The sequence below is a fragment of the Rehaibacterium terrae genome, assembly GCF_014202935.1.
GTDB classification, from domain to species: domain Bacteria; phylum Pseudomonadota; class Gammaproteobacteria; order Xanthomonadales; family Xanthomonadaceae; genus Rehaibacterium; species Rehaibacterium terrae.
In genome coordinates this window covers 12,892-36,876 of sequence record NZ_JACHHX010000016.1, presented here as the reverse complement: position 1 = coordinate 36,876, position 23,985 = coordinate 12,892, and the positions used below count along the sequence as shown (strand labels likewise).

Below are 23,985 nucleotides of genomic sequence, written 5' to 3'. Positions count from 1 at the left end.
CGCGCCGCCCTCTTAGAAGGTGGCGTGGCCGGGGGCGCGCGGGTAGGGGATGGCGTCGCGGATGTTGCTCAGACCGCAGACGTACACCACCAGCCGCTCGAAGCCGAGGCCGAAGCCGGCGTGCGGCACCGTGCCGTAGCGGCGGAGGTCGCGGTACCACTGGTACTGCGCGGGATCCAGGCCGAACTGCGCCATGCGCGCGTCGAGCACGTCCAGCCGCTCCTCGCGCTGCGAGCCGCCGATGATCTCGCCGATGCCCGGGGCCAGCACGTCCATCGCGGCGACCGTCCTGCCGTCGTCGTTCAGGCGCATGTAGAAGGCCTTGATCTGCTCGGGGTAGTTCATCACCACCACCGGGCGGCCGACGTGCTCCTCGGTCAGCCAGCGCTCGTGCTCGGTCTGCAGGTCCAGGCCCCACTCGACCGGGAACTCGAACTTCTTCCCCGACTTCTGCAGCAGCGTGATCGCCTCGGAATAGTCGATGCGCTCGAACGGCGAGGCGAGGAAGTTCTCCAGCCGCGCGATCGCGTTCTTCTCGACCCGTTCGACGATGAACTTCATGTCGTCCATGCGCTCGTCGAGCACGGTGCGGAACAGATGCTTGAGGAAGGCCTCGGCCAGGTTGGCGTCGTCGTTCAGGTCGGCGAAGGCGATTTCCGGCTCGATCATCCAGAACTCGGCCAGGTGGCGCGCGGTGTTGGAGTTCTCGGCGCGGAAGGTCGGGCCGAAGGTGTAGACCTTGCTCAGCGCCAGACAGTAGGCCTCGACGTTGAGCTGGCCCGAGACGGTGAGAAAGGCTTCCTTGCCGAAAAAGTCGCGCGAGAAATCCACCTCGCCCTCGTCGTCGCGCGGCAGGTTGGCCAGGTCGAGGGTGGATACGCGGAACATCTGTCCGGCGCCCTCGGCATCGGAGGTGGTGATGATCGGCGTGTTGATCCAGAAGAAGCCGTTCTCATGGAAGAACCGATGCACCGCCTGCGCCAGGCAGTGGCGGATGCGGGTGATCGCGCCGAACAGGTTGGTGCGCGGACGCAGATGGGCGACCTCGCGCAGGAACTCCAGCGAGTGCGGCTTGGGCTGGATCGGGTAGGTCTCCGGGTCGTCGACCCAGCCGACCACCTCGATCCGGCTCGCTTGCACCTCGAACGCCTGCCCCTGGCCCTGCGAGGGGGTGAGCGTGCCGGTGGCGATCACGGCGCAACCGGAGGTGAGGTGGCGGACTTCGTCCTCGTAATTGGGCAGCGTGTTCGGCGCCACGACCTGGATCGGGTCGAAGCAGGAGCCGTCGCTGAGATTGACGAAGCTCAGACCCGCCTTGGAATCGCGCCGGGTACGCACCCAGCCGCGCACCGTGATCTCGCTGCCCGGGGCGACCGCCCCCGACAGCGCCTGCTGGACGCTGACCACCGCCATGTCTTGAATCTCCGGGAAGTTGGCTCCACCTGACAGCAGGTGGACAAGCGCCGTAGCATAGCGGATGAGCGGGCCGGGCTTCATGCGCCCGCCGCTATAATCCGGCCCGCAACGCACCCTGCCGGGAACATCGCACGATGGCCATCACCCTGACCCCTGCCGCGCTCGACCATGTCCGCCGCTTCCTGGCCCGGTCTCCGCTGGCCGCCGGTCTGCGTTTCGGCGTCAAGCGCACCGGCTGTTCGGGCTGGGGCTACGTGGTGGACATCGCCGACGCCCGCCGCGAGGGCGATACCGCGTTCGAGTTCGAAGGCGTCACCATCCTGGTCGATGCCGACAGCCTGCCGCTGGTCGATGGCACCCGCATCGACTACGTGCGCCAGGGACTGAACCACCAGTTCGCGTTCGAGAACCCCAACGTGGCCGCGGCCTGCGGCTGCGGCGAGAGCTTCACCACCGACGCGGCGGCCTGAGCCTGCCTCAGCCCGGCAGGCCGAACAGCCGCGCCGTGTTCGCGGTGGTCGCCTCGGCGATCCGTTCCTCGCTTTCCCCGCGCAGCGCCGCCACCACCCGCAGCACGTCGCGCAGGCGGGCCGGCTCGTTGCGCCGGCCACGCCAGCCGGCGTCCGGCTGGTCGGGCGAGTCGGTTTCCAGCAGCAGCTGGTCCAGCGGCATGGCGGCGACCAGCCGGCGCAGGCGCTGCGCGCGCTCGTACGTGACCGGCCCGCCGATCCCCAGGTGGAAGCCCAGCTGCCAGAGCTGACGTGCCTGCTCCTGGCTGCCGGAGAAGCTGTGCACCACCCCACGCAGGCCGCCGATGCGGCGCAGGGTGGCGATCGTTTCCTCCACGGCGCGGCGCGCGTGCAGGATCACCGGCAGCCCGAAGTCGCGGGCGATCTCCAGCTGGCGGACGAAGTAGTGCCGCTGGGTGTCGGCATCCAGCCCCTCGACGTGGAAATCCAGCCCGCATTCGCCCACCGCCACCGGGCGCTCGCGCTCGATCCAGCCGGGCAGGGCAGCGAGATGCTCGGGGCGATGCGCCGGCAGGTACATCGGGTGCAGGCCATAGGCGGCGTGCAGGCCTGGATGCGCCGCGCACACCGCCTTGAGCGTGGGCCAGGTGGCCGCCTGCACCGCCGGCACGACCTGTGCCGCCACGCCGGCGGCCTGCGCGCGGGCCAGCACCTCGGCGCGGTCGGCGTCGAAGTCGGCGACGTCGAAGTGGCTGTGGCTATCGATCAGTCGCATCGCCGGGGGGCCGTTTGCGTCGCCGCAGCGAGCCCAGCAGCAGGGTGGCCAGGCCCAGCAGCAGCTCGTCGATCAGCGGGATCGGGTCGGGGATGAACAGGTTCACCACGAACAGGGTCGCGGTGACGAAGAACAGCGTCGGAAAGCGCAGCCGGCGGGCGAAGCGCAGCAGTGGGACGAGCAGCGGATTCGGCACGACACGATCCTGACGGGAAGGGGGGCAGGATAGCCAAGCGCGCCTGCCGGCTGAAACCTGAACAGCATTCAGGATTGATTGGACTGTGTTCAGCTTGCCCTTGCTGGAATGGTCTCGCATCCGGCAGCGGGCAGGGCCCGCATCAAGGGAGGACAGCATGAACAAGACGCTTGTTGTGGCCATCGCGGCGGTGCTCGCGGGCGGTGTCGCCTTCGCGGCCTACCAGCGCATCAACCAGGGCGAGTACGCCGAGGTCATCGAGGTCACGCCGGTCACCGAGCGTGTGCAGCTGTTTGCCGACGTGGTCAGCGCCACGCCGGTGACCCAGACCATCGAGGGCAATCGTGAGGTCTGCGAGGATCGTGTCGTCGAGTACCAGGTGCAGCCCAAGGACCCGAACAAGGTCACCGGCACGGTGGCCGGTGCGGTCGTCGGCGGCCTGATCGGCAACCAGGTCGGCGGCGGCAGCGGCCGCAAGCTGGCCACGGTGGCCGGCGCGGCGGGCGGCGCCTATGCCGGCCGCAAGATCCAGGAGAACCAGCAGGAGCGCCGAGTCGAAACCCGCACCGAACGGGTCTGCCAGATGGTGACCGAGCCGCAGACCAGGACCATCGGTTACGACGTGACCTACAACCTGGATGGCCAGGTCGGCCAGATGCGCACCGAGAAGAAACCGGGCAAGCGCCTGCCGATGGGCGAGAAGGACCAGATCGTCGGCTACGACGTGACTTGGCGCTACAAGGACCAGGTCGGCACGATCCGCATGGACGAGGAACCGGGCAAGCGTCTGCCGGTCGAGAACGGCGTGGTCATCGTGGCCCAGGGCGGCGGCAAGGGCTGACGCCTGCGGACATTGCACGAGCCCACGGGGCCGGCCATCGCCGGCCCCGTGTCATTTCGGGCAACCGGCGGCGGGGTGGGCCGGGGTGGGGGCGACGGGTAGAATCGCGCTTTTCCCGTCCCAGCCCCCGAGTGGCGAGCCCATGGCCCTGAACCCGACCGACCTGTACGACGTCCGATCCCTGCTCAGCGAAGAAGAGCGCGCGGTGCAGGACACCGTCGCCCGCTTCACCGACGAGCGCGTGCTGCCGATCATCGGCGACTGCTTCGACCAGGGCCGCTTCCCGAAGGAGTTGATCCCCGAGATCGCCTCGCTCGGCCTGCTCGGCTCGTCGCTGCCCGAGGAGTACGGCTGCGCCGGCCTGAACGCGGTCAGCTACGGCCTGATCTGCCAGGAGCTGGAGCGCGGCGACTCCGGCATCCGCAGCTTCGTCTCGGTGCAGAGCTCGCTGTGCATGTACCCGATCTACGCCTACGGCACCGAGGAGCAGAAGCGGCAGTGGCTGCCGCGCATGGCTGCCGGCGAAGTCATCGGCTGCTTCGGCCTGACCGAGCCGCACGGCGGCTCCGACCCGGCCAACATGAAGACCCACGCCCGCAAGGACGGCGGCGACTGGGTGATCAACGGCGCCAAGATGTGGATCACCAACGGCAACCTCGCCCAGATCGCCATCGTCTGGGCGCAGACCGAGGACGGCATCCAGGGCTTCATCGTGCCGACCGATGCGCCCGGTTTCAGCGCGCAGGAGATCCACAGGAAGATGAGCCTGCGCGCCTCGGTGACCTCGGCGCTGTTCCTCGACAATGTGCGCGTGCCGGAGGCCAACCGCCTGCCGAACGTGAAGGGTCTCAAGGGGCCGCTGGGCTGCCTCACCCAGGCCCGCTACGGCATCACCTGGGGCCCGATCGGCGCGGCCATCGCCTGCTTCACCGAGGCGCGCGACTACGCCATGGAGCGGGTGCTGTTCGACCGCCCGATCGCCGCCACCCAGGCGGTGCAGCTCAAGCTGGCCGACATGGCCCGGCGCATCACCCTGGCGCAGTTGCTCTCGCTGCAGCTGGGCCGCCTGAAGGACGCCGGCACCATGCAGCCCACCCAGGTGTCGCTGGCCAAGTGGAACAACGTGCGCATGGCGCTGGACATCGCCCGCGAGGCGCGCGACATCCTCGGCGGCGCTGGCATCACCACCGAGCACTCGCCGATCCGCCACGCGCTCAACCTCGAATCGGTGATCACCTACGAGGGCACCGAGACCGTGCACCAGTTGGTGGTCGGCCGCGAGGTCACCGGCATCAACGCGTTCTAGACCCTGCGGACATCGGCCACCGCGCGGCCGCCGCCGGCGCCGGCACAGCTTGCGGTCCGCTTTGGGCCGTCCGCGCCGCCGCCTCGATCGTCCACTGTCAGCCCCTGCGGGCTACCGTCCTGTTTGCGAGCACCGACATCGACATGGCTTCGATCCCGCACCCGATCCCGGCCCGCATGAAGGGCCTCAACCGCGCCGAGATCTGCGACCGCAACTTCACCGAGTTCGTCCGCGGCTGGGACGGCGAGGTGCTGCCGAAGCCGGCGCCGCACGAGGCCGTGCTGCCGGGCAGCGCGCTCAGCGCCGCCGCGTTCCTGGAGTTGTTCGAGTCGCAATTGATTTCGCGCCACCTCGACCTGATGGCGCGCGTGCTGCGGGTGCAGAACAAGGTCTTCTACACCATCGGCAGCTCCGGCCACGAGGGCAACGCGATGGTGGCGCGGCTGACGCGCCACACCGATCCGGCCTTCCTGCATTACCGCAGCGGTGGCTTCATGGCCGAGCGCTTCCGCAAGCTGCCGGGGATGGATCCGATCATGGATTCGGCGCTGAGCTTCGCCGCCAGCAAGGACGACCCGGCCTCCGGCGGCCGCCACAAGGTCTGGGGCAGCAAGCCGCTGTGGGTGCTGCCGCAGACCTCGACCATCGCCTCGCACCTGCCCAAGGCATTGGGAACGGCGATCGCCATCGAGCAGGCGCAGCGCATCGGCCACGCGCTGCTGGTGCCGGGCGACAGCATCGTGATCTGCTCGTTCGGCGATGCGTCGAGCAACCACGCCACCGCCCAGACCGCGTTCAACGCCGCGGCGTGGACCGCCTACCAGAAGCTGCCGGCACCGGTGCTGTTCGTCTGCGAGGACAACGGCATCGGCATCTCGGTGAAGACGCCGGGCGGCTGGATAGCGCAGAACTTCTCCGGCCGCCGCGACCTCGACTACTTCCACGCCGATGGTCTCGACCTTGCCGCCGGCTACGCGCAGGTCGCCGCCGCCGTCGAGCATTGCCGCCGCACTCGTCGGCCGACTTTCCTGCACCTGCGCACCACGCGCATCATGGGCCACGCCGGCACCGACTTCGAGATCGAGTGGCGCAGCATCGAGGAACTGGTGGCGGTCGAGGCCACCGACCCGCTGCTGCGCTCGGCGGAGATCGCGCTGGCCTCGGGGCTGATGACCAGGGACGAGGTGCTGGCGCAGTACGAGGCAATCCGCGGCAAGTGCTTCGCCGCCGCGGAAGAGGCCGACCGCCGGCCGAAGCTGACGACGCTCGCCGAGGTGGTCGCGCCGCTGGCGCCGTACACACCCGATGCGGTCAATGCCGAGGCCGTGCGCGCCGATTACGCCGAGGCCCGGCTCAGGGTGTTCGGCGGCGAGGACAGGCTGCCCGAGAAGCAGCCGCCGCGGCACCTCGCCATCCAGATCAACCAGGCGCTGCACGACTTGATGGCCAAGTATCCCGAGTCGCTGCTGTTCGGCGAGGACGTGGCGCAGAAGGGCGGCGTGTACACGGTCACCAAGGGGCTGTACAAGACCTTCCGCGGCAACCGCGTGTTCAACACCCTGCTCGACGAGACCATGATCCTCGGCCTGGCCCAGGGCTACGCCAACATGGGCATGCTGCCGATTCCCGAGATCCAGTACCTGGCCTACTTCCACAACGCCTGCGACCAGATTCGCGGCGAGGCCTGCTCGCTGCAGTTCTTCAGCAACGACCAGTACCGCAACCCGATCCTGATGCGGGTCGCCTCGCTCGGCTACCAGAAGGGTTTCGGTGGGCACTTCCACAACGACAACTCGATCGCCGCGCTGCGCGATATCCCCGGCCTCGTGGTGGCCTGCCCGTCGCGCGGCGACGACGCGGCGATGATGCTGCGCACGCTGGCGGCGCTGGCGAAGGTGGACGGCCGCGTCTGCGCCTTCCTCGAACCGATCGCGCTGTACATGACCAAGGATCTGTATGAGCCCGGCGACGGCGGCTGGCTGACCGGCTATCCCGAGCCGGACCGCGCCATCCCGCTCGGCGAGGGCAAGGTCTACGGCGAGGGCGACGATCTGGTGGTCTTCACCTTCGGCAACGGCGTGCCGATGAGCCTTCGCGCCGCGCGCCAGCTCGAAGCCGAGCGTGGCTGGAAGGTGCGCGTGGTGGACCTGCGCTGGCTGGTGCCGCTCAACGAGGCCTTCATCGTCGAGCAGGCGAAGACGGCCCGGCGCATCCTCGTCGTCGACGAGGGCCGCCGCAGCGCCGGTGTGGGCGAGGGCATCGTCACCGCGCTGGTCGAGGGCGGCCTGGGCGGCAAGCCGTTGCGCCGGGTGGTCGGCGCCGACACCTACACGCCGCTGGCCGGCGCAGCGTTGCTGGTGCTGCCGTCGGAGGCGGACATCGCCGCCGCCGCCGCCGCGCTGGCCTGAAGCTTCCCCGGGTCGCGGCGCAGGCCGTGCCTGCCGGACCGGGTCACAGCCGGTGGTAGCGGCCGGCGTGATAGACCAGCGGCTCGCCCGGACGCGCGTCGACGGCCAGCACGCGACCGACCAGGATCAGGTGGTCGCCGCCGTCGTAGCGGTGCTCGACCGCGCACTGGAAGCGTGCGGCATAGTCGGCCAGCAGTGGCAGCCCGGCCAGGCCGTCGAGCGGTGCGAGTCCGGCGAAACGGTCGATGCCGGGCGTGGCGAAGCGGTCCGACAGCGCCTGCTGGCCGGCATGCAGCACATGCACGGCGTAGTGGTCGGCAACGGCGAATGCGTCATAGGGCGGGACGCCGCGCTGCGCGCTCCACAGCACCAGGGGCGGCGCCAGCGACACGGCGGCGAAGCTGTTCACCGTCATGCCGACGGGCCGGCCGTCGCCGGCGCGGGCGGTGACGATGGCCACGCCCGTGGCGTAGCGGCCGAGGGCGTCGCGCAGGCGGCGCGCGTCGACACCGCCCGCGCCGGCGCCGGCCGGGTCGTGTGGCGGGGCCGCCGTGGCGGTCTCCCCGTTCGGCGCGGCCCGCTCATGGGCCATGGATGTAGTCGATCAGGTTGGCGATGGTGCGCTCCTTGTCCTTGACCACGAAGCGCACCAGGTCGCCGATGGAGATCAGGCCCAGCAGTTCACCGCCGTCGACGACCGGCAAGTGACGCACGCGCCGGTCGGTGCACTGCACCAGGGCCTGTTCGACGGTCATGGAGGGCGGGACGGTGAACGGACGCGGTGTCATCAATGCATGGACGGCCATGTCCGCGACTTCCGGGCCGTGCCGCGACAGGCCCACGACCACGTCGCGCTCGTTGAGCAGCCCGACCAGCTCGCCCTGCTCCATCACCAGCACGCAGCCGGCATGGGCCTCGTCCATCAGGCGGGTCGCCTCCCGCAGCGGCGCGGAGGGTTCGACCCAGTACAGGATGCCGCCTTTGTCGGCCAGCAGTTCGGCCTTTTCCTGCAGTACGGTGCGAAGGATGGTTTCCATCTCCTGGCCTCCCACGATGGCGTGTCCGCAAGCATAGCGCGCGGCGCGCGCGGTCTGGACAGCGACCGGGGCCATGGTTAAGGTCGCAGCCAAGATAGCTGCTCGACTGTTTCAGGCCTCTCCGGCCGGAGCGCGGGAGAGGCGCGGGGGAGTGCGGACGTTCCTGTTCCGCACTCCCATTACCGTTACCGTTGCCGGAACGTGCGGCCGTGGCGTTGCCTCGGCGTTCGAAGCGGAGGCTGGAGGTGTGATCAGGATCAGACGGGGACTCGACCTGCCGATCGCCGGTGCGCCGCGGCAGGAGATCGAACGCGGCCCCCACGTGCATTCCGTGGCCCTGCTGGGGGCCGATTACCCTGGCATGAAGCCGACCCTGCTGGTCGAGGAGGGCGAGCGGGTCGCCCGCGGCCAGCCGGTGTTCGAGGACAAGAAACTGCCGGGCGTGCTGTATACCGCCCCGGGGGCCGGCGTGGTGACCGCCATCAACCGCGGCGAGCGGCGCTTCATGCAGTCGCTCGTGATCGCGCTGGAAGGCGATGCGGAAGTGACCTTCCAGGCGCATACCCGCAGCGCACTGGCGAAGCTGGACCGGCAGGCCGTTCGCGAGCAGCTGCTGAGGTCGGGCGAGTGGACGGCGATCCGTACCCGTCCGTTCGGCAAGGTGCCGGCGCCTGACAGCGTGCCCCACTCGATCTTCGTGCCGGCCATCGACACCAATCCGCTCGCGCCCGATCCCGATGTGGTGATCGGCGAGCAGCTCGACGCCTTCCGCGACGGGCTGGCCGTATTGTCACGCCTGACCGAAGGCACGGTCTGGGTCTGTCGTGCGGCGCGATCACGGTTGCCCTCGTTCGCCGGAGGGCAGGTTCGCGAGGAATCCTTCGCCGGTCCGCATCCGGCCGGCAACCCGGGAACCCACATCCACTTCCTCGACCCGGTCGGGCCAAAGAAAACCGTCTGGGTCGTGGGTTACCAGGACGTGATCGCGTTCGGAAAGCTGTTCACCACCGGCCGCATCCACAGCGAGCGGGTGATCGCGCTGGCCGGGCCGCTGGTGCGGGATCCGCGCCTGCTGCGCACCCGGGTCGGCGCGCACGTCGAGGATCTCATCGGCGGCCAGCTCAAGCCCGGCGAGAGCCATGTCGTGTCCGGCTCGGTGTTCAACGGCCGCATCGCCCGTGGCGCGACCGGCTGGCTCGGGCGGCTGCACAACCAGGTCAGCGTGCTGCACGAGGGGCGCGAGCGGCGCTTCCTCGGCTATCTGTCGCCGGGGTTGAACAGGCACTCGGTGCTGAACATCTACCTGTCGCGGCTGATGCCGTGGAAGCGCTTCGAATTCAGTGCCTCCACCAATGGCAGCGAGCGGGCCATGGTGCCGCTCGGGCAGTACGAGCAGGTGATGCCGCTGGACATCCTGGCCACCCAGTTGCTGCGCGCGCTGATCGTGGGCGACACCGAAACCGCGCAGGCGCTGGGCGCGCTGGAGCTGGTCGAGGAGGATCTGGCGCTGTGCAGCTACGTGTGCGTCGGCAAGTACGAATACGGGCCGATCCTGCGTGACAACCTCACCCGCATCGAGACGGAGGGCTGATGGGTCTTCGTGCCTTCATCGACCGCCGCATCGCCCCGCACTTCCACGAGGGGGGGCGGCTGCATCGTTTCTACGTCTTTTACGAGATGTTCGACACGATGCTGTACAGCCCGGCCAGCACCACCCGCGGGCCGACCCACGTGCGCGACGGCATCGACCTCAAGCGGGTGATGATGACGGTCTGGCTGTGCGCGCTGCCGGCGCTGTTCTTCGGTCTGTACAACACCGGCTACCAGGCCAATCTGCAGATCACCCAGTTCGGCTACAGCCCGATCCCCGGCTGGCGCAGTGAGCTGGTGGCCGCGCTTACCGGATTCGATCATCTGAGCCTGGCTGCCAACCTGCTGCACGGCGCGGTGTATTACGTGCCGATCTTCATCGTCACCTACCTCGGTGGTTTCATCTGGGAAGGCCTGTTCGCCTGGAAGCGCGGCCACGAGGTCAACGAGGGCTTCTTCGTCACCGGCATCCTGTTCACCCTGATCCTGCCGCCGACGATCCCGTTGTGGCAGGTGTTCCTCGGCATCTCGTTCGGCGTGGTGGTGGGCAAGGAGGTGTTCGGTGGCACCGGCAAGAACTTCCTCAACCCGGCGCTGGTCGGGCGCGCCTTCCTGTTCTTCGCCTACCCGGCGCAGATGTCCGGCGATGTCTGGACCGCGGTGGACGGCTTCACCGGCGCCACACCGCTGGCCTTGGCGGCGGCCGGTGAGCTCGATTTCAGCGTCGGTCTGGGCGCCAACGCGGCCGCCGCCGCCGGGGTCGACCTGAGCTGGATGCAGACTGCGCTCGGCGGCATCCAGGGCTCGATAGGCGAGACGTCCACCGTGCTGATCGCGCTCGCCGGCCTGGTGCTGGCGGCGACCAAGATCGCTTCGTGGCGGATCATGCTGAGCATGCTGCTGGGAATGATGTTCCTGGCGACGGTGTTCAACTGGATCGGCAGCCAGACCAATCCGATGTTCGCCATGCCCTGGTATTGGCACCTGACCCTGGGCGGATTCGCCTTCGGCCTGGTGTACATGGCCACCGACCCGGTCTCGGCGTCGATGACGAATGCCGGCAAGTGGGTGTTCGGTGCGCTGATCGGGATGATGACGGTGCTGATCCGGGTGGTGAACCCGGCCTTCCCGGAAGGCGTGATGCTGGCGATCCTGTTCGGCAACCTGTGCGCGCCGCTGATCGACCATTTCGTGGTGCAGGCCAACATCCGCCGGCGCCAGCGGCGACTGCGGGAGGCGTCCGATGGCCACTAAGGAGTCGATTGCCAATACCCTGCGGGTGGCCTTCCTGGTCTGCCTGGTGTGTGCGCTGGTGGTGTCGACCGCGGCGGTGACGCTGCAGCCGCTGCAGCGCGAGAACCGGCAGCTCCATCGCCAGGCCAACATCCTGCGCACGGCCGGCATGTATCTGCCGGGGCTGGACGTGCGCGCCGCCTTCCGCAACATCGAGCGCCGTTTCGTCGAACTGGAGACCGGCCGCTACGTGGAGCGTCCGGACGACTACGACCAGTACCTGGCCGCGCGGGATCCGGCCCAGGGGCGGCGCCTGGCCGAGGATCCGGCCGGCATCCGCCATCTGCCGAAGGTGGCCGAGGTGTATCTGGCGCGCAACGAGGCAGGCGAGCTCACCCGGGTGATCCTGCCGGTCCACGGCTACGGCCTGTGGTCGACGATGTACGGCTTCATCGCACTGGAGCCGGATCTGGACACCGTCGCCGGCCTGAGCTTCTACGAGCACGGCGAGACGCCCGGTCTGGGCGGCGAGATCGACAACCCGCGCTGGCAGCAGCGCTGGGTGGGCAAGCGGCTGTACGACGACGAGGGGCGGCTGGCGATCGAGGTGCTCAAGGGCGCCGTGCCGGAGGGTGATCCTGCCGCCGCGCACAAGGTGGACGGGATTTCCGGTGCCACCCTGACCACCCGTGGCGTCAACAACCTGGTGCGCTTCTGGATCGGCGAGAACGGCTTCGGGCCGTACCTGGACGGTCTGCGCGAGCGGCTCGCCGCGGGCGGCAACGAATGAGGAAACGGGCATGGCCAAGCTGACCACCAAGGACGCGCTGTTCCAGCCGATCTTCGACAACAATCCGATCGCGCTGCAGATCCTGGGCATCTGCTCGGCGCTGGCGATCACCACCAACCTCAACGCCACGCTGACCATGTGCCTGGCGGTGACCTTCGTGCTGACCCTGTCGAATTTCTTCGTCAGCGCGATCCGCACGCATATCCCGGCCAACATTCGCATCATCGTGCAGATGACCATCATCACCTCGCTGGTGATCGTGGTCGATCAGGTGCTGCGCGCCTATGCCTACGCGTTGAGCCGTGAACTGTCGGTGTTCGTCGGGCTGATCATCACCAACTGCATCATCCTCGGCCGCGCCGAGGGCTTCGCGATGCAGAATCCGCCCTGGCTGTCGGCTGTCGACGGCCTGGGCAACGCGCTGGGCTATTCGGTGGTGCTGCTGTTCGTCGGCTTCTCGCGCGAACTGCTGGGCTCGGGCAGCCTGTTCGGCGTTCGCCTGCTCACTCCGGTCGCCGAGGGCGGCTGGTTCCAGCCCAACGGCCTGATGCTGCTTCCCCCGAGCGCCTTCTTCCTGATCGGCGGTTTCATCTGGCTGCTGCGCGCATGGAAGCCACAGCAGGTCGAGAAGGAGCAGTTCTCGATCGCGCCAAACACCCGCGCAAGCGACACGATCTGAGGCGGAGGCGGTCATGTTCGAGCACTATCTCGGCCTGTTCATCCGCGCGGTGTTCGTCGAGAACATGGCGCTGGCCTTCTTCCTCGGCATGTGCACCTTCCTGGCGATCTCCAAGAAGGTCGAGACGGCGCTCGGTCTCGGCATCGCGGTGACCGTGGTGCTGACCCTGACCGTGCCGCTGAACAACCTGATCCTGCACCGCCTGCTCGATGCCGGCGCTCTGGCCTGGACCGGCATCCCCGCGCTGGAACGGCTGGACCTGCGCTTCCTCGGCCTGCTCAGCTACATCGGCGTCATCGCGGCATTGGTGCAGATCCTGGAGATGCTGCTCGACAAGCACGTGCCGCGGCTCTACAACGCACTGGGCATCTTCCTGCCGTTGATCACGGTCAACTGCGCCATCCTAGGCGCCAGCCTGTTCATGGTCGAGCGCCACTACGACTTCGGCGAAAGCGTCGTGTTCGGCTTCGGCGCCGGTGCCGGCTGGGCGTTGGCGATCGTGCTGCTGGCCGCCATCCGCGAAAAACTCAAGTACTCCGACGTCCCGGACGGGCTCAAGGGCCTGGGCATCACTTTCATCGTGGTCGGGCTGATGTCGCTGGGTTTCATGTCTTTCGCGGGCGTCCAGCTCTGAAGGGAGGGGAGCGATGGCCTTCGAGATCCTGTTCGGCGTGCTGACCTTCACCGGCGTGGTGCTGCTGCTGGTGCTGGTGATCCTGGCCGCGCGGGCCAAGCTGATCCCTGGCGGTCACGTCGTGATCGAGATCAACGACGAGCCGGACAAGCGGCTGGAGGTCTCGCCCGGCGGCAAGCTGCTCGGCGTGCTGGCGGCCGAGGGCATCTTCCTGTCATCGGCCTGCGGCGGCGGTGGCACCTGCGGGCAGTGCAAGTGTCAGGTGCTCGCAGGTGGTGGCGACGTGTTGCCTACCGAACAGGACAAGCTCACCCGGCGCGAGATACGCGAGGGCTGGCGGCTGTCCTGCCAGGTCGCGGTCAAGCACGACATGAAGATCCGCGTGCCGGAGGAGTTCTTCGACGTCCACAAGCTCGTGTGCGAGGTGGTGTCGAACCACAACGTCGCCACCTTCATCAAGGAGCTGGTGCTCAGGTTGCCGGAAGGCGTGGACGTGGATTTCCGCGCCGGCGGATTCATGCAGGTCGAGGCGCCGCGCTTCATGGTCCGCTTCCGCGACTTCGACATTCCCGACAAGTACCGCGCCGACTGGGAGAAGTTCGACCTGTTCAAGCTCGAGCTCAGGAACGAGCAGGACGAGGTGGTGCGCGCCTACTCGATGGCCAACTACCCCGAGGAGCGCGGCGTGCTCAAGTTCAACATCCGTATCGCGACGCCGCCGCCGGGGAGCAAGGGGATTCCGCCGGGCATCGTTTCCAGCTACCTGTTCTCGCTCAAGCCCGGGGACAAGGTGACGGTGTTCGGCCCGTTCGGCGAGTTTTTCGCCAAGGACACCCAGGCCGAGATGGTCTTCATCGGCGGTGGCGCCGGCATGGCACCGCTGCGTTCGCACATCTTCGACCAGCTCAAGCGGCTCAAGAGCAAGCGCAAGATCAGCTTCTGGTATGGCGCCCGTTCGCTGCGCGAGGCGTTCTACATCGAGGATTTCGACCGGCTGGCCGAGGAGCATGACAACTTCGAGTGGCATCTGGCGCTTTCGGATGCGCTGCCGGAGGACGAGTGGACGGGCTTCACCGGCTTCATCCACAACGTCGTCTACGAGCAGTACCTCAAGGACCATCCGGCCCCCGAGGACTGCGAGTACTACCTGTGCGGCCCGCCGATGATGCTGGCCTCCACGCGCAAGATGCTCCACGACCTCGGTGTGGAGCCGGAGAACATTCTGTTCGATGACTTCGGTGGTTGAGCGCGGCCTCCGCGCCGTGCGTCCGTAGTAGGCTGGCCGCATGCGCCGCTTCCGTTCGTCCGTCGCCCGTCTCGCGCTCGTCGCGATGCTGCTGCTCGCCGCCTGCGCGCCGCCGCCGCAGGTCCATACGCTGTCCGGGCCGACCATGGGGACAGTCTGGACCGTGCGACTGGCCGGCCTGCCGGCCGATGTCACCGTGCCGCGGCTGCGCGCCGAGATCGAGGCGCTGCTGGAGACGGCGAATGCGCAGATGAGCACCTATCGCGACGACTCGGAGATCACCCGCTTCAACCGCGCCCCGGCCGGCACGGCAATGACCGTGTCGGAGGACTTCGCACGGGTGCTGGCGGCGGCGCTGGCACTGGCCGAGGACACCGGTGGCGCCTACGACCCGACCGTGGGCCCGCTGGTGAACCTGTGGGGTTTCGGCCCGGACGGCCATCGCGACCGCGCGCCGGAGGACGCGGCGATCGCCGCCATGCGCGAGCGGGTCGGCTGGCAACGGCTGCGCTTCGACGCCGCCACGCGCACGCTGGTGCAGCCCGGCGGTGTCTATCTGGACCTGTCCTCGATCGCCAAGGGCGATGCGGTGGACCGCATCGCCGAACATCTCGCGGCGCGCGGCGTGGCGGCCGCCCTGGTCGACATCGGCGGTGACATGCGTCTGTTCGGCCGCAAGCCGGACGGTAGCGGCTGGCGGGTGGCGATCGAGCGGCCAGTGCCGGGCACCCGCGACGTGCACACGATCATCGAACCCGGCGACCGCGCCGTGGCCACTTCCGGCAGCTACCGCAACTTCTTCCGCGACGGCGACCGCGAGTTTTCCCATACCATCGACCCGCGCTCGGGTCGTCCGGTGGCGCACGGGCTGGTGTCGGTCACGGTGATCGACGAGAGCTGTCTGCGGGCCGATGCCCTGGCCACGGCATTGACCGTGCTCGGGCCGGAGGAGGGGTATGCGTTTGCCGAGGCGCGCGGGTTGGCCGTACTCTTGCTCGTACGCGAGGGTGATTCGGTCGCCGAGCGGATGACCCCCGCCTTCGCACGCTATCTGGAACGGGCGCCATGACCGTACTGCTCACGATCCTCGTCACCGTGGTGCTGGTGGGCCTGCTGTTCGCGGGCATGGCCATCGGCGTGATGTTCGGCCGCGAGCCGGTGAAGGGTTCGTGCGGCGGCCTGGGCGCGCTCGGCGTACAGGGCGAATGCGGCATCTGCGGCGGCAAGCCGGAGCGCTGCGAGGCGGCGCGCGACGATGCCGGCCTGTCCCGGGGGGGCTCGTCTCAGCGTGACTCGTAGCCGAAGAAGCCGCTGAGCATCCGCTCGTGGCCGCGGTACTCGGCGGCATCGGTCGGTTCGAAGCGGCTGGCGCCGAGCTCGGTGAGCACGTCGAACAGCTCCGGATCCTCGTGCAGGCGCAGCAGCGCCTCACGCACCGCCTGTTTCACCTCTTCCGGCACCGCCGGAGACGCCGAGAACGCGCTGCCCGGAAAACTGCGGGTGCGGTGCACCGGCTCCAGGTTGGGGTAGAGCTGGGCGATGTGCGAGGGCACCATCGCCGCCTCGGCCTCGCCGGAGAAGATCATTTCCACGCCGTCGCGCCAGGAGGCCGCCGCCGACTGCACGTCGGGCTGCGCGACCGGGTTGCGGTAGAGCTCGCCTAGCAGCGCGTAGCCCAGGCTGGGCGAGGGCATGCTGATCACACGGTAGCCGACCAGTCCCTCGACCCCGCGCCGCGCCACGTCTGGCTGGGCGATCAGGGCGTAGCTGGTGGTCTCGGCCGTCCGGGCCAGCGGCTGGAAGCCGAAGCGGCTGGCGCGGTAGTCGGTCAGGTGCGCTTCCTCGAATGCGAAATGGACCTCGGCGTTGGCGCGGATGTCGCGCCACAGCAGGTGGTAGTTGCGCGGGACCGAGAGCACGAAATGGTGGCCGGTGGCCTTGCCCAGATAGTCGAGCAGGGGGCGGTAGACCTCCTCGGCCTGCGCCGGCGGATAGCTCGGCTCGACCGACACCGTGTAGGTCTCGGCCAAGGCCTGGCCCGAAGCAAGGATCAGCGCGAAGGCGGCCAGCAGGCCGGAGTGTCGGTTCATGTCGGATTCCTCCCGACAGCGTGAATAGCAGAAATCCCCACGTCCGCCAAATGCAGCGCCGCAATGCCGTGTGATGCGGATCACATGCGGGCGCGCGCCCGCGTTGGCGGCGGCCGCTCAGCGCGCCAGGCCGTCGAGCAGCGGCAGCGGCTCGGCGGCGACCCCGCCGACCCGCAGCGCGTCATGGGCGGCCTCCTGCGGCAGGACGGCGAGCGCTTCGCAGCCGGCACCGTCCGCCGCCACGCTCACGATCCGGCCGAGCGCGGTGCCGTCCCGGGCCAGGACCTCGCCATCGGGCGGCAGCGGCGCGGCGGCGCGCAGGCGGACCAGTCCGCGCTTGGCCTGGCCGAGGAAGTGCGTGCGCGCCACGATTTCCTGTCCTGGGTAGCAGCCTTTCTTCACGCTGAAGGCGGCCAGCCGGTCGAGCGAGAGCATGTGCGGCGTCCAGGCCTCGACCTGTGTCGGCGCCAGTCGCGGCAGGCCGTGGCGCAGGTCGGCCAGCCGCCAGGCGGCGTCCGCGTCGGGATCGCCGCCGCCGACGGCCGGGTGCGAGGCCGGCAGCAGGACTAGCCGGCGCGTGCCGCCGGCGGCGGAGAAGTCCAGCACCAGCCCCGCGTCCGGTCGGCCGAGCAGCGCCGCGGGGGCGTGCGGCGCCGGCAGTCTGCTGCCGTCGAGATCGGCGCAGACCGCGACGTCCGCGCATGGGGTCAGCGCGACCTTGCTGCGGAACACGAAGCGTTGCAGCCGCGCGGCCAGTTCGGCGGCGGGAAAATCCGGCAGCAGCAGCCGCAGCGTCCGTGGGTCGAGCTTGAGCAGCGCGAACACGGCGACCACGCGGCCCTTCGGTGTGAGCCAGGCGCTCCAATGCCAATGGCCCGGCGCCAGCGCGGCGACATCGGTGGTGAACTGGGCTTGCGCGAAGGCGGTCGCATCGATGCCCTCGATCGACAGCAAGGTGAAGCCCGAGACCGCAGGGAGGGCTGTTGACGATGGGTTCAGGTTGAAAGACATGGGGGTGCGAGCTACCCTTGACGGGCTTTGATCCCGAGTCGCGCATGATAGGCGAAACTCCCATCCCGACCGAGTCCGATCAGGCTCCGGCCGTTCCCGTCGCGACGCGCGACGAGGCCACGCGCCCGGTGGAGATCGGCGGTCGCGACGGCCCCGAGCCGACGCGCTACGGCGACTGGGAGAAGAACGGCCGCTGCATCGATTTCTGACGCAGCTTCCACGCCGCATCCGCGACTCTTCCGACCAGCCACCAGCCTCCGGACAGCCATGGCGACGCGCGAACGTCACGCTATACAGCGACCCCTTTCCCCGCACCTTCAGGTCTACCGCTGGCAGATCACGATGGTCATGTCCATCGCGCATCGCGCCACCGGTGTGGTCCTCTCGTTCGGTGCCTTCGGCGTGGCGTGGTGGCTGCATGCGTTGGCGGCCGGCGGCGACAGCTACACGACGTTCATGGCCTGCGCCGCCTCGCCGCTCGGCAAGCTGGCGCTGTTCGGCTTCACCGCGTCGATCGTCTACCACCTGCTCAACGGCATCCGTCATCTGCTGTGGGACATCGGCTGGGGTTACGAAATCCCGAAGCTCTACGCCAGCGGCTACACGGTCGCCGCGCTCACCGTGCTGTTCACCGCGCTGATCTGGACGCTGGCGCTCACCGGAGGTGCGGCATGAGCCATCTTCGCAACCCGCTCGCCGTCGCCCGCGGCCTCGGCGCGGCCAAGGACGGCGTCCACCACTGGTGGCTGCAGCGCGTCACCGCGGTGGCGCTGGCGCTGCTGTCACCGTGGTTCGTCTACACGCTGGTCTCGCTGGTCGGCGCCGATTACCAGACCGTGCGGCTGACGCTCGCGCAGCCGGTCACCGCCTCGCTGCTGGCGATCTACGTCGGCGCACTGTTCTGGCACGCCCAGCTCGGCCTGCAGGTGGTGATCGAGGACTACGTCCACACCCGCTGGCTCGAAATCGCGCTGCAGCTCGTCGTGCGCTTCGCCTGCCTGTTCGCCGCCGTGCTCGCCTTCATCGCGATCGGCCGCATCGTCTTTACCGCCTGAGCACGCCATGACCGCCTACAAGATCCACGAGCACAAGTACGACATGGTCGTCGTCGGCGCCGGCGGTGCCGGCCTGCGCGCCACCTTCGGCCTGGCCCAGAAGGGTCTGAAGACCGCCTGCATCAGCAAGGTGTTCCCGACCCGCTCGCACACCGTCGCCGCGCAGGGCGGCATCTCGGCCGCGCTCGGCAACATGGGCGAGGACGACTGGCGCTTCCACTTCTACGACACCATCAAGGGTTCGGACTGGCTGGGCGACCAGGACGCCATCGAATACATGTGCCGCGAGGCGATCCCGGCCATCATCGAGCTGGAGCACTACGGTGTGCCGTTCTCGCGCACCGAGGACGGCAGGATCTACCAGCGTCCGTTCGGCGGCATGACCACGCATTACGGCAAGGGTACCGCGCAACGTACCTGTGCCGCCGCCGACCGCACCGGCCACGCCATCCTGCACACGCTCTACCAGCAGTCGCTGGCGCACTCGGCCGAGTTCTACATCGAGTACTTCGCGCTCGATCTGATCATGGACGAGGAGGGCGTTTGCCGCGGCGTGCTGGCGCTGGACATGGCCAGCGGCGAACTGCACCTGTTCCGTGCCCACGGCACCGTGCTGGCCACCGGCGGCTACGGTCGCGCCTACTTCTCGGCCACCTCCGCGCACACCTGCACGGGTGATGGCGGCGGCATGGCGCTGCGCGCCGGTCTGCCGCTGCAGGACATGGAGTTCGTGCAGTTCCACCCGACCGGCATCTACGGCGCCGGCTGCCTGATCACCGAGGGCGTGCGCGGCGAGGGCGGCTACCTCACCAATTCCAAGGGCGAGCGCTTCATGGAGCGCTACGCCCCGAACGCCAAGGACCTGGCCTCGCGCGACGTGGTCAGCCGCGCGATGACGATCGAAATCCGCGAGGGCCGTGGCGTCGGCGAGCACGCCGACCACATCCACCTGAACCTGATGCACCTGGGGCCCGAGGTCATCCACGAGCGCCTGCCGGGCATCGCCGAAACGGCCAGGATCTTCGCCGGCGTCGATGTGACCAAGGAGCCGATCCCGGTGCTGCCGACCGTCCACTACAACATGGGCGGTCTGCAGACCAACTACCACGGCGAGGTCGTGACCCTGAAGGACGGCGACCCCGACACCGTGGTCCCGGGCCTGTATGCCATCGGCGAGGCCGCCTGCGTGTCGGTGCACGGCGCCAACCGTCTGGGTTCGAACTCGCTGCTCGACCTGGTGGTGTTCGGTCGCGCGGTGGCCAACCGCTGCGCCGAGACGATCCGCCCGGGCGCGCCGCACAAGACCCTGCCGGCTTCGGCCTGCGACAAGGCGCTGGCCAACCTCGATCGCGTCCGCCACGCCAACGGCGGTACGCCAACCGCCGAGCTGCGCCTGCGCATGCAGCGCGTGATGCAGGAGCATGCGGCCGTGTTCCGTACCGGCGAAACGCTGATCGCGGGCGTGAAGAAGATCCGCGAAGTGCACGCCGGCTTCGCCGACGTCAAGGTCAGCGACCGCTCCCTGATCTGGAATTCCGACCTGATCGAGACGCTGGAGCTGCAGAACCTGCTCGGCCAGGCGGTAGCGACGATGGTCTCGGCCGAGAACCGCAAGGAGTCGCGCGGCGCCCACGCGCGCGAGGACTATACCGAGCGCGACGACGTGAACTGGCACAAGCACACCCTGTGCTGGGTGGACGAGAAGGGTGACACCCGGATCGACTACCGCCCGGTCCACATGTACACGCTCAGCAAGGACGTCGAGCCGGTGCCGCCCAAGGCCCGGACATATTGACAGCCGGGATTCGTGATACGGGATCCCGGTTCCGCCAAAGCAGGCTTGCCGGCCGTTTCCGTCCCGCTGTCACGAACCCCGAATACCGAATTCCGAATCCCGGATCCAGGCAATGGCCGAATTCACTCTCCCGAAGAACTCCAAGGTCACCCAGGGCAAGCACTTCCCGGCGAAGAACCCGAAGGGCAAGGTGCGTACCTTCAAGGTCTACCGCTGGAACCCGGAAGACGGTGCCAACCCGCGCGTGGACACCTACGAGGTGGATCTGGGCAGTTGCGGGCCGATGGTTCTTGACGCGCTGATCAAGATCAAGAACGAGATCGACCCGACACTGACCTTCCGCCGCTCCTGCCGCGAGGGCATCTGCGGCTCGTGCGCGATGAACATCGACGGCACCAACACGCTCGCCTGCACCAAGGCGATCGAGGACTGCGGCAAGGCCGAGGTGCCGATCTACCCGCTGCCGCACATGCCGGTGGTGAAGGATCTGGTGCCCGACCTGACCCATTTCTATGCCCAGTACGCCTCGATCCGCCCGTGGCTGCGCACCCAGAGCGCGCCGCCGCCGGACAAGGAGCGGCTGCAGTCGCCGGAGGACCGCAAGAAGCTCGACGGCCTGTACGAGTGCATCCTGTGCGCGTGCTGCTCGACCTCCTGCCCGAGCTACTGGTGGAACGGCGACCGCTACCTCGGTCCGGCGATCCTGCTGCAGGCCTACCGCTGGATCGTCGACTCGCGCGACGAGGATACCGGCGCGCGCCTGGACGAGCTGGAAGATCCGTTCCGCCTGTACCGCTGCCACACCATCATGAACTGCACCCGGACCTGCCCGAAGGGTCTGAACCCGGCCAAGGCGATCGGCGAGATCAAGAAGCTGATGCTGCAGCGGCGGGGCTGACGCCACGCTGCCATGTTGGATACTTCGCCCTCTCGTCATCGCCATCCCCGCGGAAGCGGGGATCCAGCGGCTTCGGGCCGACGAGGGCAAGGCGTCGTGTTCCCGCTTCCGCGGGAACGGCGGGGCGATGGCATGCATGAGGGATGCAAGCGATGGACGCCAACCTGATCTTCTGGCCGGCTTTCGCGATGGCGGCACTGACCTTCGTGGTCTGGTGGGTGATGTTCTTCCAGCGCATCGGGCAGATCCGGCGCGAGCGCATCCGCCTGCAATCCGTGGCCGTCTCTTCCCAAGCGGCGGCCAGGTTGACCGACAGCCGCGGCGCGGACAATTTCCGCAACCTGTTCGAGCTGCCGGTGCTGTTCTACCTGGCGCTGGTCGTGGCCTTTCTGACCGCGCAGGTCGATGCGCTCACGTTGGGCCTGGCCTGGGGTTTCGTCGCACTGCGCATCGCGCACAGCGCGATCCAGTGCACCTACAATCGCGTCAAGCATCGTTTCTACGCGTACGTGGCGGGCGGGCTGGCGCTGTGGGCATTGTGGGGCGTGCTGGCCTGGGGGCTGTGGACGCGATGAGCGAGGAGGCCGAACTGCGCCGCCTGCGCTGGCGCTGTCGCCGCGGCATGCGCGAGCTCGACCAGCTCATGTTGCGCTACCTCGAACGCCGCTGGCCGCAGGCCGACACCGCCGAGCGCGCCGTCTTCGAGCGGCTGCTCGACACCGAGGACGACCGCCTGTGGCGCTGGTTCATGGGGCGCGAAGCGGTCGAGGAGACGGAGCTCCGTGACATCGTCGAACGCATCCTCGCCCTGCCGCATTGAGTGGCGCCCCTCGCGCTGGCTGCTGGCCGCGCTGGGTTCGCTGGGTCTGCTCGCTGCCGTGTCCTTGCATCTGTCCGGCCTGCCGGACGGTCTGCGCTGGTCCGCCATGCTGCTGTGCCCGGCCTGGGCCGGCATCCTGATCGTCCGCGAGTGGCGGCGCCCGCGCCCGGTGCTGTACCTGCCGGCGGGTGAGGGCGTCTGCCGGCTGGAGAGCGGTGGCCGGGTGGTGACGCTGGTCCGGCTCGACATCGAGCGACGCGGCCCGCTGCTGCGGCTGAGCTGCCGTGATGCGGAAGGATGCAGCCACCGCCTGCTGTGGTGGCCCGACACCCTGAACGCGAACCAACGCCGGGCGCTGGTGCTGGCGGTGTCCGGGTTGTCGAAGCGTGATTCCCTGCTGCCGCTGGTGGCAGGATAGGCGGCATACCGACCTTCGAGGCCGACGTGTTCCATCCCCTCTCGCTTTCCATCGGCCTGCGCTACACCCGCGCCAAGCGCCGCAATCACTTCATTTCCTTCATCTCGGCGGTGTCGATGCTGGGCATCGCTGTCGGCGTGATCGCACTGATCACGACGATCTCGGTGATGAACGGCTTCGAGCAGGAGCTGCGCGCGCGCATTCTCGGCATGGTGGCGCACGCCACCGTCAGTGGCGCCGGCGAGTCGATGCAGGACTGGTCGCATGCGGTCGAACTGGCCCGTCAGGATCGGCGCGTGCTGGGCGCCGCGCCCTACGTCGAGCGCGAGGCGATGCTGCAGGGCGCGCGGGTGCAGGGCGCGCTGCTGCGCGGTGTGTTGCCTGAACACGAACCCGAGGTCTCCGAACTGGCCGACAAGATGAAGGCCGGCAGCCTGGCCGACCTGCGGCCTGGCGGCTTCGACATCATCCTCGGCAAGGAGCTGGCGCTGTGGCTGGGCGTGGACATCGGCGACCAGGTCACCGTCTACGTGCCGGAATTCCGCACCACACCGGTCGGCGTGCTGCCCCAGCTCAAGCGCTTCACCGTGGTCGGCATCTTCGAGGCCGGCATGCAGGAGTACGACCTCGGCCTGGCCATCGTCCACATGCACGACGCCCAGCGCCTTCTGCGGATGGGCGAGGGCGTGTCCGGCGTGCGGCTCAAGCTCGACGACATGTTCCAGGCCTGGCATGTGGCGCGTGATCTGGCCGACCGCCTCGGTGGCCTGTACCGGGTGCGCGACTGGACCCGTGACCACGCCAACTTCTTCCGCGCGATCAAGCTGGAGAAGACGGTGATGTTCATCATCCTCTCGCTGATCGTGGCGGTGGCGGCGTTCAACCTGGTCAGTTCGCTGGTGATGCTGGTGACCGACAAGCAGTCGGACATCGCCATCCTGCGCACACTCGGCATGAGTCCGGCGACGGTGATGCGGATCTTCATGGTGCAGGGCTCGCTGATCGGCGTGGTCGGCATCGTGCTCGGCGTGATCGGCGGCGTGCTGCTGACCCGCAACCTCGACCTGGTGGTGGCCTTCGTCGAGCGCAGTTTCGGCATCGAGGTGATGCCCGCCGATGTCTACTACATCACCGGCGTGCCGACCATGCTCGACTGGGGCGATGTCGGGCTGATCGCCGGCGTGGCCTTCGTGCTGTGCATGCTGGCCACCCTGTATCCGGCCTGGCGCGCGGCGCGGACCGATCCCGCCACCGCCCTGCGCTACGAGTGAGAACGT

The 23,985-nt window shown here is 68.5% G+C and carries 28 protein-coding genes; 21 read left to right on the top strand and 7 right to left on the bottom strand.

From position 1 onward, the window contains the following. Positions 1–12: 12 nt before the first annotated feature. Positions 13–1,413: an asparagine--tRNA ligase gene (asnS, locus tag HNQ58_RS10655; RefSeq protein WP_183948907.1), complete on the bottom strand. Its 1,401-nt coding sequence runs from the start codon at positions 1,411–1,413 to the stop codon at positions 13–15. Positions 1,414–1,550: 137 nt separating this feature from the next. On the opposite strand from asnS, the gene HNQ58_RS10650 reads away from it, so the two are divergent. Next, complete coding sequence (locus HNQ58_RS10650; protein WP_183948906.1) at positions 1,551–1,886, top strand: HesB/IscA family protein; 336 nt, start codon at positions 1,551–1,553, stop codon at positions 1,884–1,886. Between the two features lie 7 nt (positions 1,887–1,893). Here HNQ58_RS10650 and HNQ58_RS10645 read toward each other — a convergent pair whose 3' ends face one another. Both HNQ58_RS10645 and HNQ58_RS13465 read right to left on the bottom strand, forming a co-directional pair. Beyond that, positions 1,894–2,661, bottom strand: coding sequence for a TatD family hydrolase (locus HNQ58_RS10645; RefSeq protein ID WP_183948905.1), 768 nt, complete (start codon positions 2,659–2,661; stop codon positions 1,894–1,896). Beyond that, positions 2,645–2,857, bottom strand: coding sequence for a DUF6116 family protein (locus HNQ58_RS13465; RefSeq protein WP_183948904.1), 213 nt, complete (start codon positions 2,855–2,857; stop codon positions 2,645–2,647). The genes HNQ58_RS10645 and HNQ58_RS13465 overlap by 17 nt, the downstream gene beginning before the upstream one ends. A gap of 157 nt (positions 2,858–3,014) precedes the next feature. Between HNQ58_RS13465 and HNQ58_RS10635 the strand changes: the two genes are divergently transcribed. The 3 genes from HNQ58_RS10635 to HNQ58_RS10625 all read left to right on the top strand — a co-directional run bounded on the left by HNQ58_RS10635 (position 3,015) and on the right by HNQ58_RS10625 (position 7,412). Beyond that, positions 3,015–3,698 (top strand): glycine zipper 2TM domain-containing protein, encoded by a 684-nt coding sequence (locus tag HNQ58_RS10635; protein WP_183948903.1) that lies wholly within the window; start codon positions 3,015–3,017, stop codon positions 3,696–3,698. A gap of 142 nt (positions 3,699–3,840) precedes the next feature. Further along, a complete protein-coding gene (locus tag HNQ58_RS10630) occupies positions 3,841–5,004 on the top strand; it encodes an acyl-CoA dehydrogenase family protein (protein WP_183948902.1) in 1,164 nt (387 codons plus the stop codon). A gap of 143 nt (positions 5,005–5,147) precedes the next feature. Beyond that, positions 5,148–7,412 (top strand): thiamine pyrophosphate-dependent enzyme, encoded by a 2,265-nt coding sequence (locus tag HNQ58_RS10625; RefSeq protein WP_183948901.1) that lies wholly within the window; start codon positions 5,148–5,150, stop codon positions 7,410–7,412. A 43-nt stretch (positions 7,413–7,455) separates the two neighbouring features. Here HNQ58_RS10625 and HNQ58_RS10620 read toward each other — a convergent pair whose 3' ends face one another. Together HNQ58_RS10620 and HNQ58_RS10615 are read right to left on the bottom strand one after the other, a co-directional pair. Beyond that, complete coding sequence (locus HNQ58_RS10620) at positions 7,456–8,004, bottom strand: flavin reductase family protein (protein WP_183948900.1); 549 nt, start codon at positions 8,002–8,004, stop codon at positions 7,456–7,458. Next, positions 7,994–8,449: a CBS domain-containing protein gene (locus tag HNQ58_RS10615; protein ID WP_183948899.1), complete on the bottom strand. Its 456-nt coding sequence runs from the start codon at positions 8,447–8,449 to the stop codon at positions 7,994–7,996. The genes HNQ58_RS10620 and HNQ58_RS10615 overlap by 11 nt, the downstream gene beginning before the upstream one ends. 247 nt (positions 8,450–8,696) lie before the next feature. Here HNQ58_RS10615 and HNQ58_RS10610 point away from each other — a divergent pair, with 247 nt between their 5' ends. The 8 genes from HNQ58_RS10610 to nqrM are packed head-to-tail and all read left to right on the top strand — an operon-like array spanning position 8,697 to position 15,920. Continuing rightward, complete coding sequence (locus HNQ58_RS10610) at positions 8,697–10,040, top strand: Na(+)-translocating NADH-quinone reductase subunit A (protein ID WP_183948898.1); 1,344 nt, start codon at positions 8,697–8,699, stop codon at positions 10,038–10,040. After that, positions 10,040–11,293 carry an NADH:ubiquinone reductase (Na(+)-transporting) subunit B gene (locus HNQ58_RS10605; RefSeq protein ID WP_183948897.1) on the top strand — a complete coding sequence of 418 codons (1,254 nt, stop codon included), beginning with the start codon at positions 10,040–10,042 and terminating at the stop codon, positions 11,291–11,293. The genes HNQ58_RS10610 and HNQ58_RS10605 overlap by 1 nt, the downstream gene beginning before the upstream one ends. After that, positions 11,283–12,062, top strand: a complete 780-nt coding sequence (locus HNQ58_RS10600) for a Na(+)-translocating NADH-quinone reductase subunit C (RefSeq protein WP_183948896.1) — start codon at positions 11,283–11,285, stop codon at positions 12,060–12,062. Before HNQ58_RS10605 ends, HNQ58_RS10600 begins: the two co-directional genes overlap by 11 nt. Positions 12,063–12,072: 10 nt before the next feature. Then, positions 12,073–12,741, top strand: a complete 669-nt coding sequence (locus tag HNQ58_RS10595) for an NADH:ubiquinone reductase (Na(+)-transporting) subunit D (protein WP_183948895.1) — start codon at positions 12,073–12,075, stop codon at positions 12,739–12,741. Positions 12,742–12,754: 13 nt separating this feature from the next. Continuing rightward, positions 12,755–13,375 (top strand): NADH:ubiquinone reductase (Na(+)-transporting) subunit E, encoded by a 621-nt coding sequence (nqrE, locus tag HNQ58_RS10590; protein ID WP_183948894.1) that lies wholly within the window; start codon positions 12,755–12,757, stop codon positions 13,373–13,375. Positions 13,376–13,388: 13 nt separating this feature from the next. Beyond that, the gene (gene nqrF / locus HNQ58_RS10585) at positions 13,389–14,621 is read left to right on the top strand and encodes an NADH:ubiquinone reductase (Na(+)-transporting) subunit F (protein WP_183948893.1); all 1,233 of its coding nucleotides are present in this window, start codon (positions 13,389–13,391) and stop codon (positions 14,619–14,621) included. A gap of 40 nt (positions 14,622–14,661) precedes the next feature. Next, positions 14,662–15,690 carry an FAD:protein FMN transferase gene (locus tag HNQ58_RS10580; protein ID WP_183948892.1) on the top strand — a complete coding sequence of 343 codons (1,029 nt, stop codon included), beginning with the start codon at positions 14,662–14,664 and terminating at the stop codon, positions 15,688–15,690. After that, entirely contained in the window at positions 15,687–15,920 is a 234-nt protein-coding gene (gene nqrM, locus HNQ58_RS10575) for a (Na+)-NQR maturation NqrM (protein WP_183948891.1), read from the top strand. Before HNQ58_RS10580 ends, nqrM begins: the two co-directional genes overlap by 4 nt. On the opposite strand, the gene HNQ58_RS10570 is transcribed toward nqrM, so the two are convergent. Together HNQ58_RS10570 and ygfZ are read right to left on the bottom strand one after the other, a co-directional pair. Then, on the bottom strand, positions 15,905–16,711 hold the full coding sequence (locus HNQ58_RS10570) for a phosphate/phosphite/phosphonate ABC transporter substrate-binding protein (protein WP_183948890.1): 807 nt from the start codon (positions 16,709–16,711) through the stop codon (positions 15,905–15,907). The two genes, nqrM and HNQ58_RS10570, sit on opposite strands and share 16 nt — an antisense overlap. Before the next feature lie 117 nt (positions 16,712–16,828). Then, positions 16,829–17,722 (bottom strand): CAF17-like 4Fe-4S cluster assembly/insertion protein YgfZ, encoded by an 894-nt coding sequence (ygfZ, locus tag HNQ58_RS10565; RefSeq protein WP_183948889.1) that lies wholly within the window; start codon positions 17,720–17,722, stop codon positions 16,829–16,831. A 44-nt stretch (positions 17,723–17,766) separates the two neighbouring features. Here ygfZ and HNQ58_RS10560 point away from each other — a divergent pair, with 44 nt between their 5' ends. From HNQ58_RS10560 to HNQ58_RS10520, 9 genes are all read left to right on the top strand, one after another. Continuing rightward, positions 17,767–17,931, top strand: a complete 165-nt coding sequence (locus tag HNQ58_RS10560; RefSeq protein WP_183948888.1) for a DUF1674 domain-containing protein — start codon at positions 17,767–17,769, stop codon at positions 17,929–17,931. Positions 17,932–17,989: 58 nt separating this feature from the next. Further along, positions 17,990–18,397 carry a succinate dehydrogenase, cytochrome b556 subunit gene (gene sdhC / locus HNQ58_RS10555; protein WP_183948887.1) on the top strand — a complete coding sequence of 136 codons (408 nt, stop codon included), beginning with the start codon at positions 17,990–17,992 and terminating at the stop codon, positions 18,395–18,397. Continuing rightward, the gene (gene sdhD, locus HNQ58_RS10550; protein WP_183948886.1) at positions 18,394–18,777 is read left to right on the top strand and encodes a succinate dehydrogenase, hydrophobic membrane anchor protein; all 384 of its coding nucleotides are present in this window, start codon (positions 18,394–18,396) and stop codon (positions 18,775–18,777) included. Before sdhC ends, sdhD begins: the two co-directional genes overlap by 4 nt. 7 nt (positions 18,778–18,784) lie before the next feature. Then, the gene (sdhA, locus tag HNQ58_RS10545; RefSeq protein WP_183948885.1) at positions 18,785–20,572 is read left to right on the top strand and encodes a succinate dehydrogenase flavoprotein subunit; all 1,788 of its coding nucleotides are present in this window, start codon (positions 18,785–18,787) and stop codon (positions 20,570–20,572) included. Between the two features lie 112 nt (positions 20,573–20,684). Further along, a complete protein-coding gene (locus HNQ58_RS10540; RefSeq protein ID WP_183948884.1) occupies positions 20,685–21,470 on the top strand; it encodes a succinate dehydrogenase iron-sulfur subunit in 786 nt (261 codons plus the stop codon). Between the two features lie 152 nt (positions 21,471–21,622). Next, positions 21,623–22,045, top strand: a complete 423-nt coding sequence (locus HNQ58_RS10535; RefSeq protein WP_183948883.1) for an MAPEG family protein — start codon at positions 21,623–21,625, stop codon at positions 22,043–22,045. Continuing rightward, the gene (locus HNQ58_RS10530; protein WP_183948882.1) at positions 22,042–22,290 is read left to right on the top strand and encodes an FAD assembly factor SdhE; all 249 of its coding nucleotides are present in this window, start codon (positions 22,042–22,044) and stop codon (positions 22,288–22,290) included. Before HNQ58_RS10535 ends, HNQ58_RS10530 begins: the two co-directional genes overlap by 4 nt. Further along, positions 22,253–22,708, top strand: coding sequence for a hypothetical protein (locus HNQ58_RS10525; protein ID WP_183948881.1), 456 nt, complete (start codon positions 22,253–22,255; stop codon positions 22,706–22,708). Before HNQ58_RS10530 ends, HNQ58_RS10525 begins: the two co-directional genes overlap by 38 nt. A 26-nt stretch (positions 22,709–22,734) precedes the next feature. Further along, complete coding sequence (locus tag HNQ58_RS10520; RefSeq protein WP_183948880.1) at positions 22,735–23,979, top strand: lipoprotein-releasing ABC transporter permease subunit; 1,245 nt, start codon at positions 22,735–22,737, stop codon at positions 23,977–23,979. Positions 23,980–23,985: the final 6 nt, after the last annotated feature.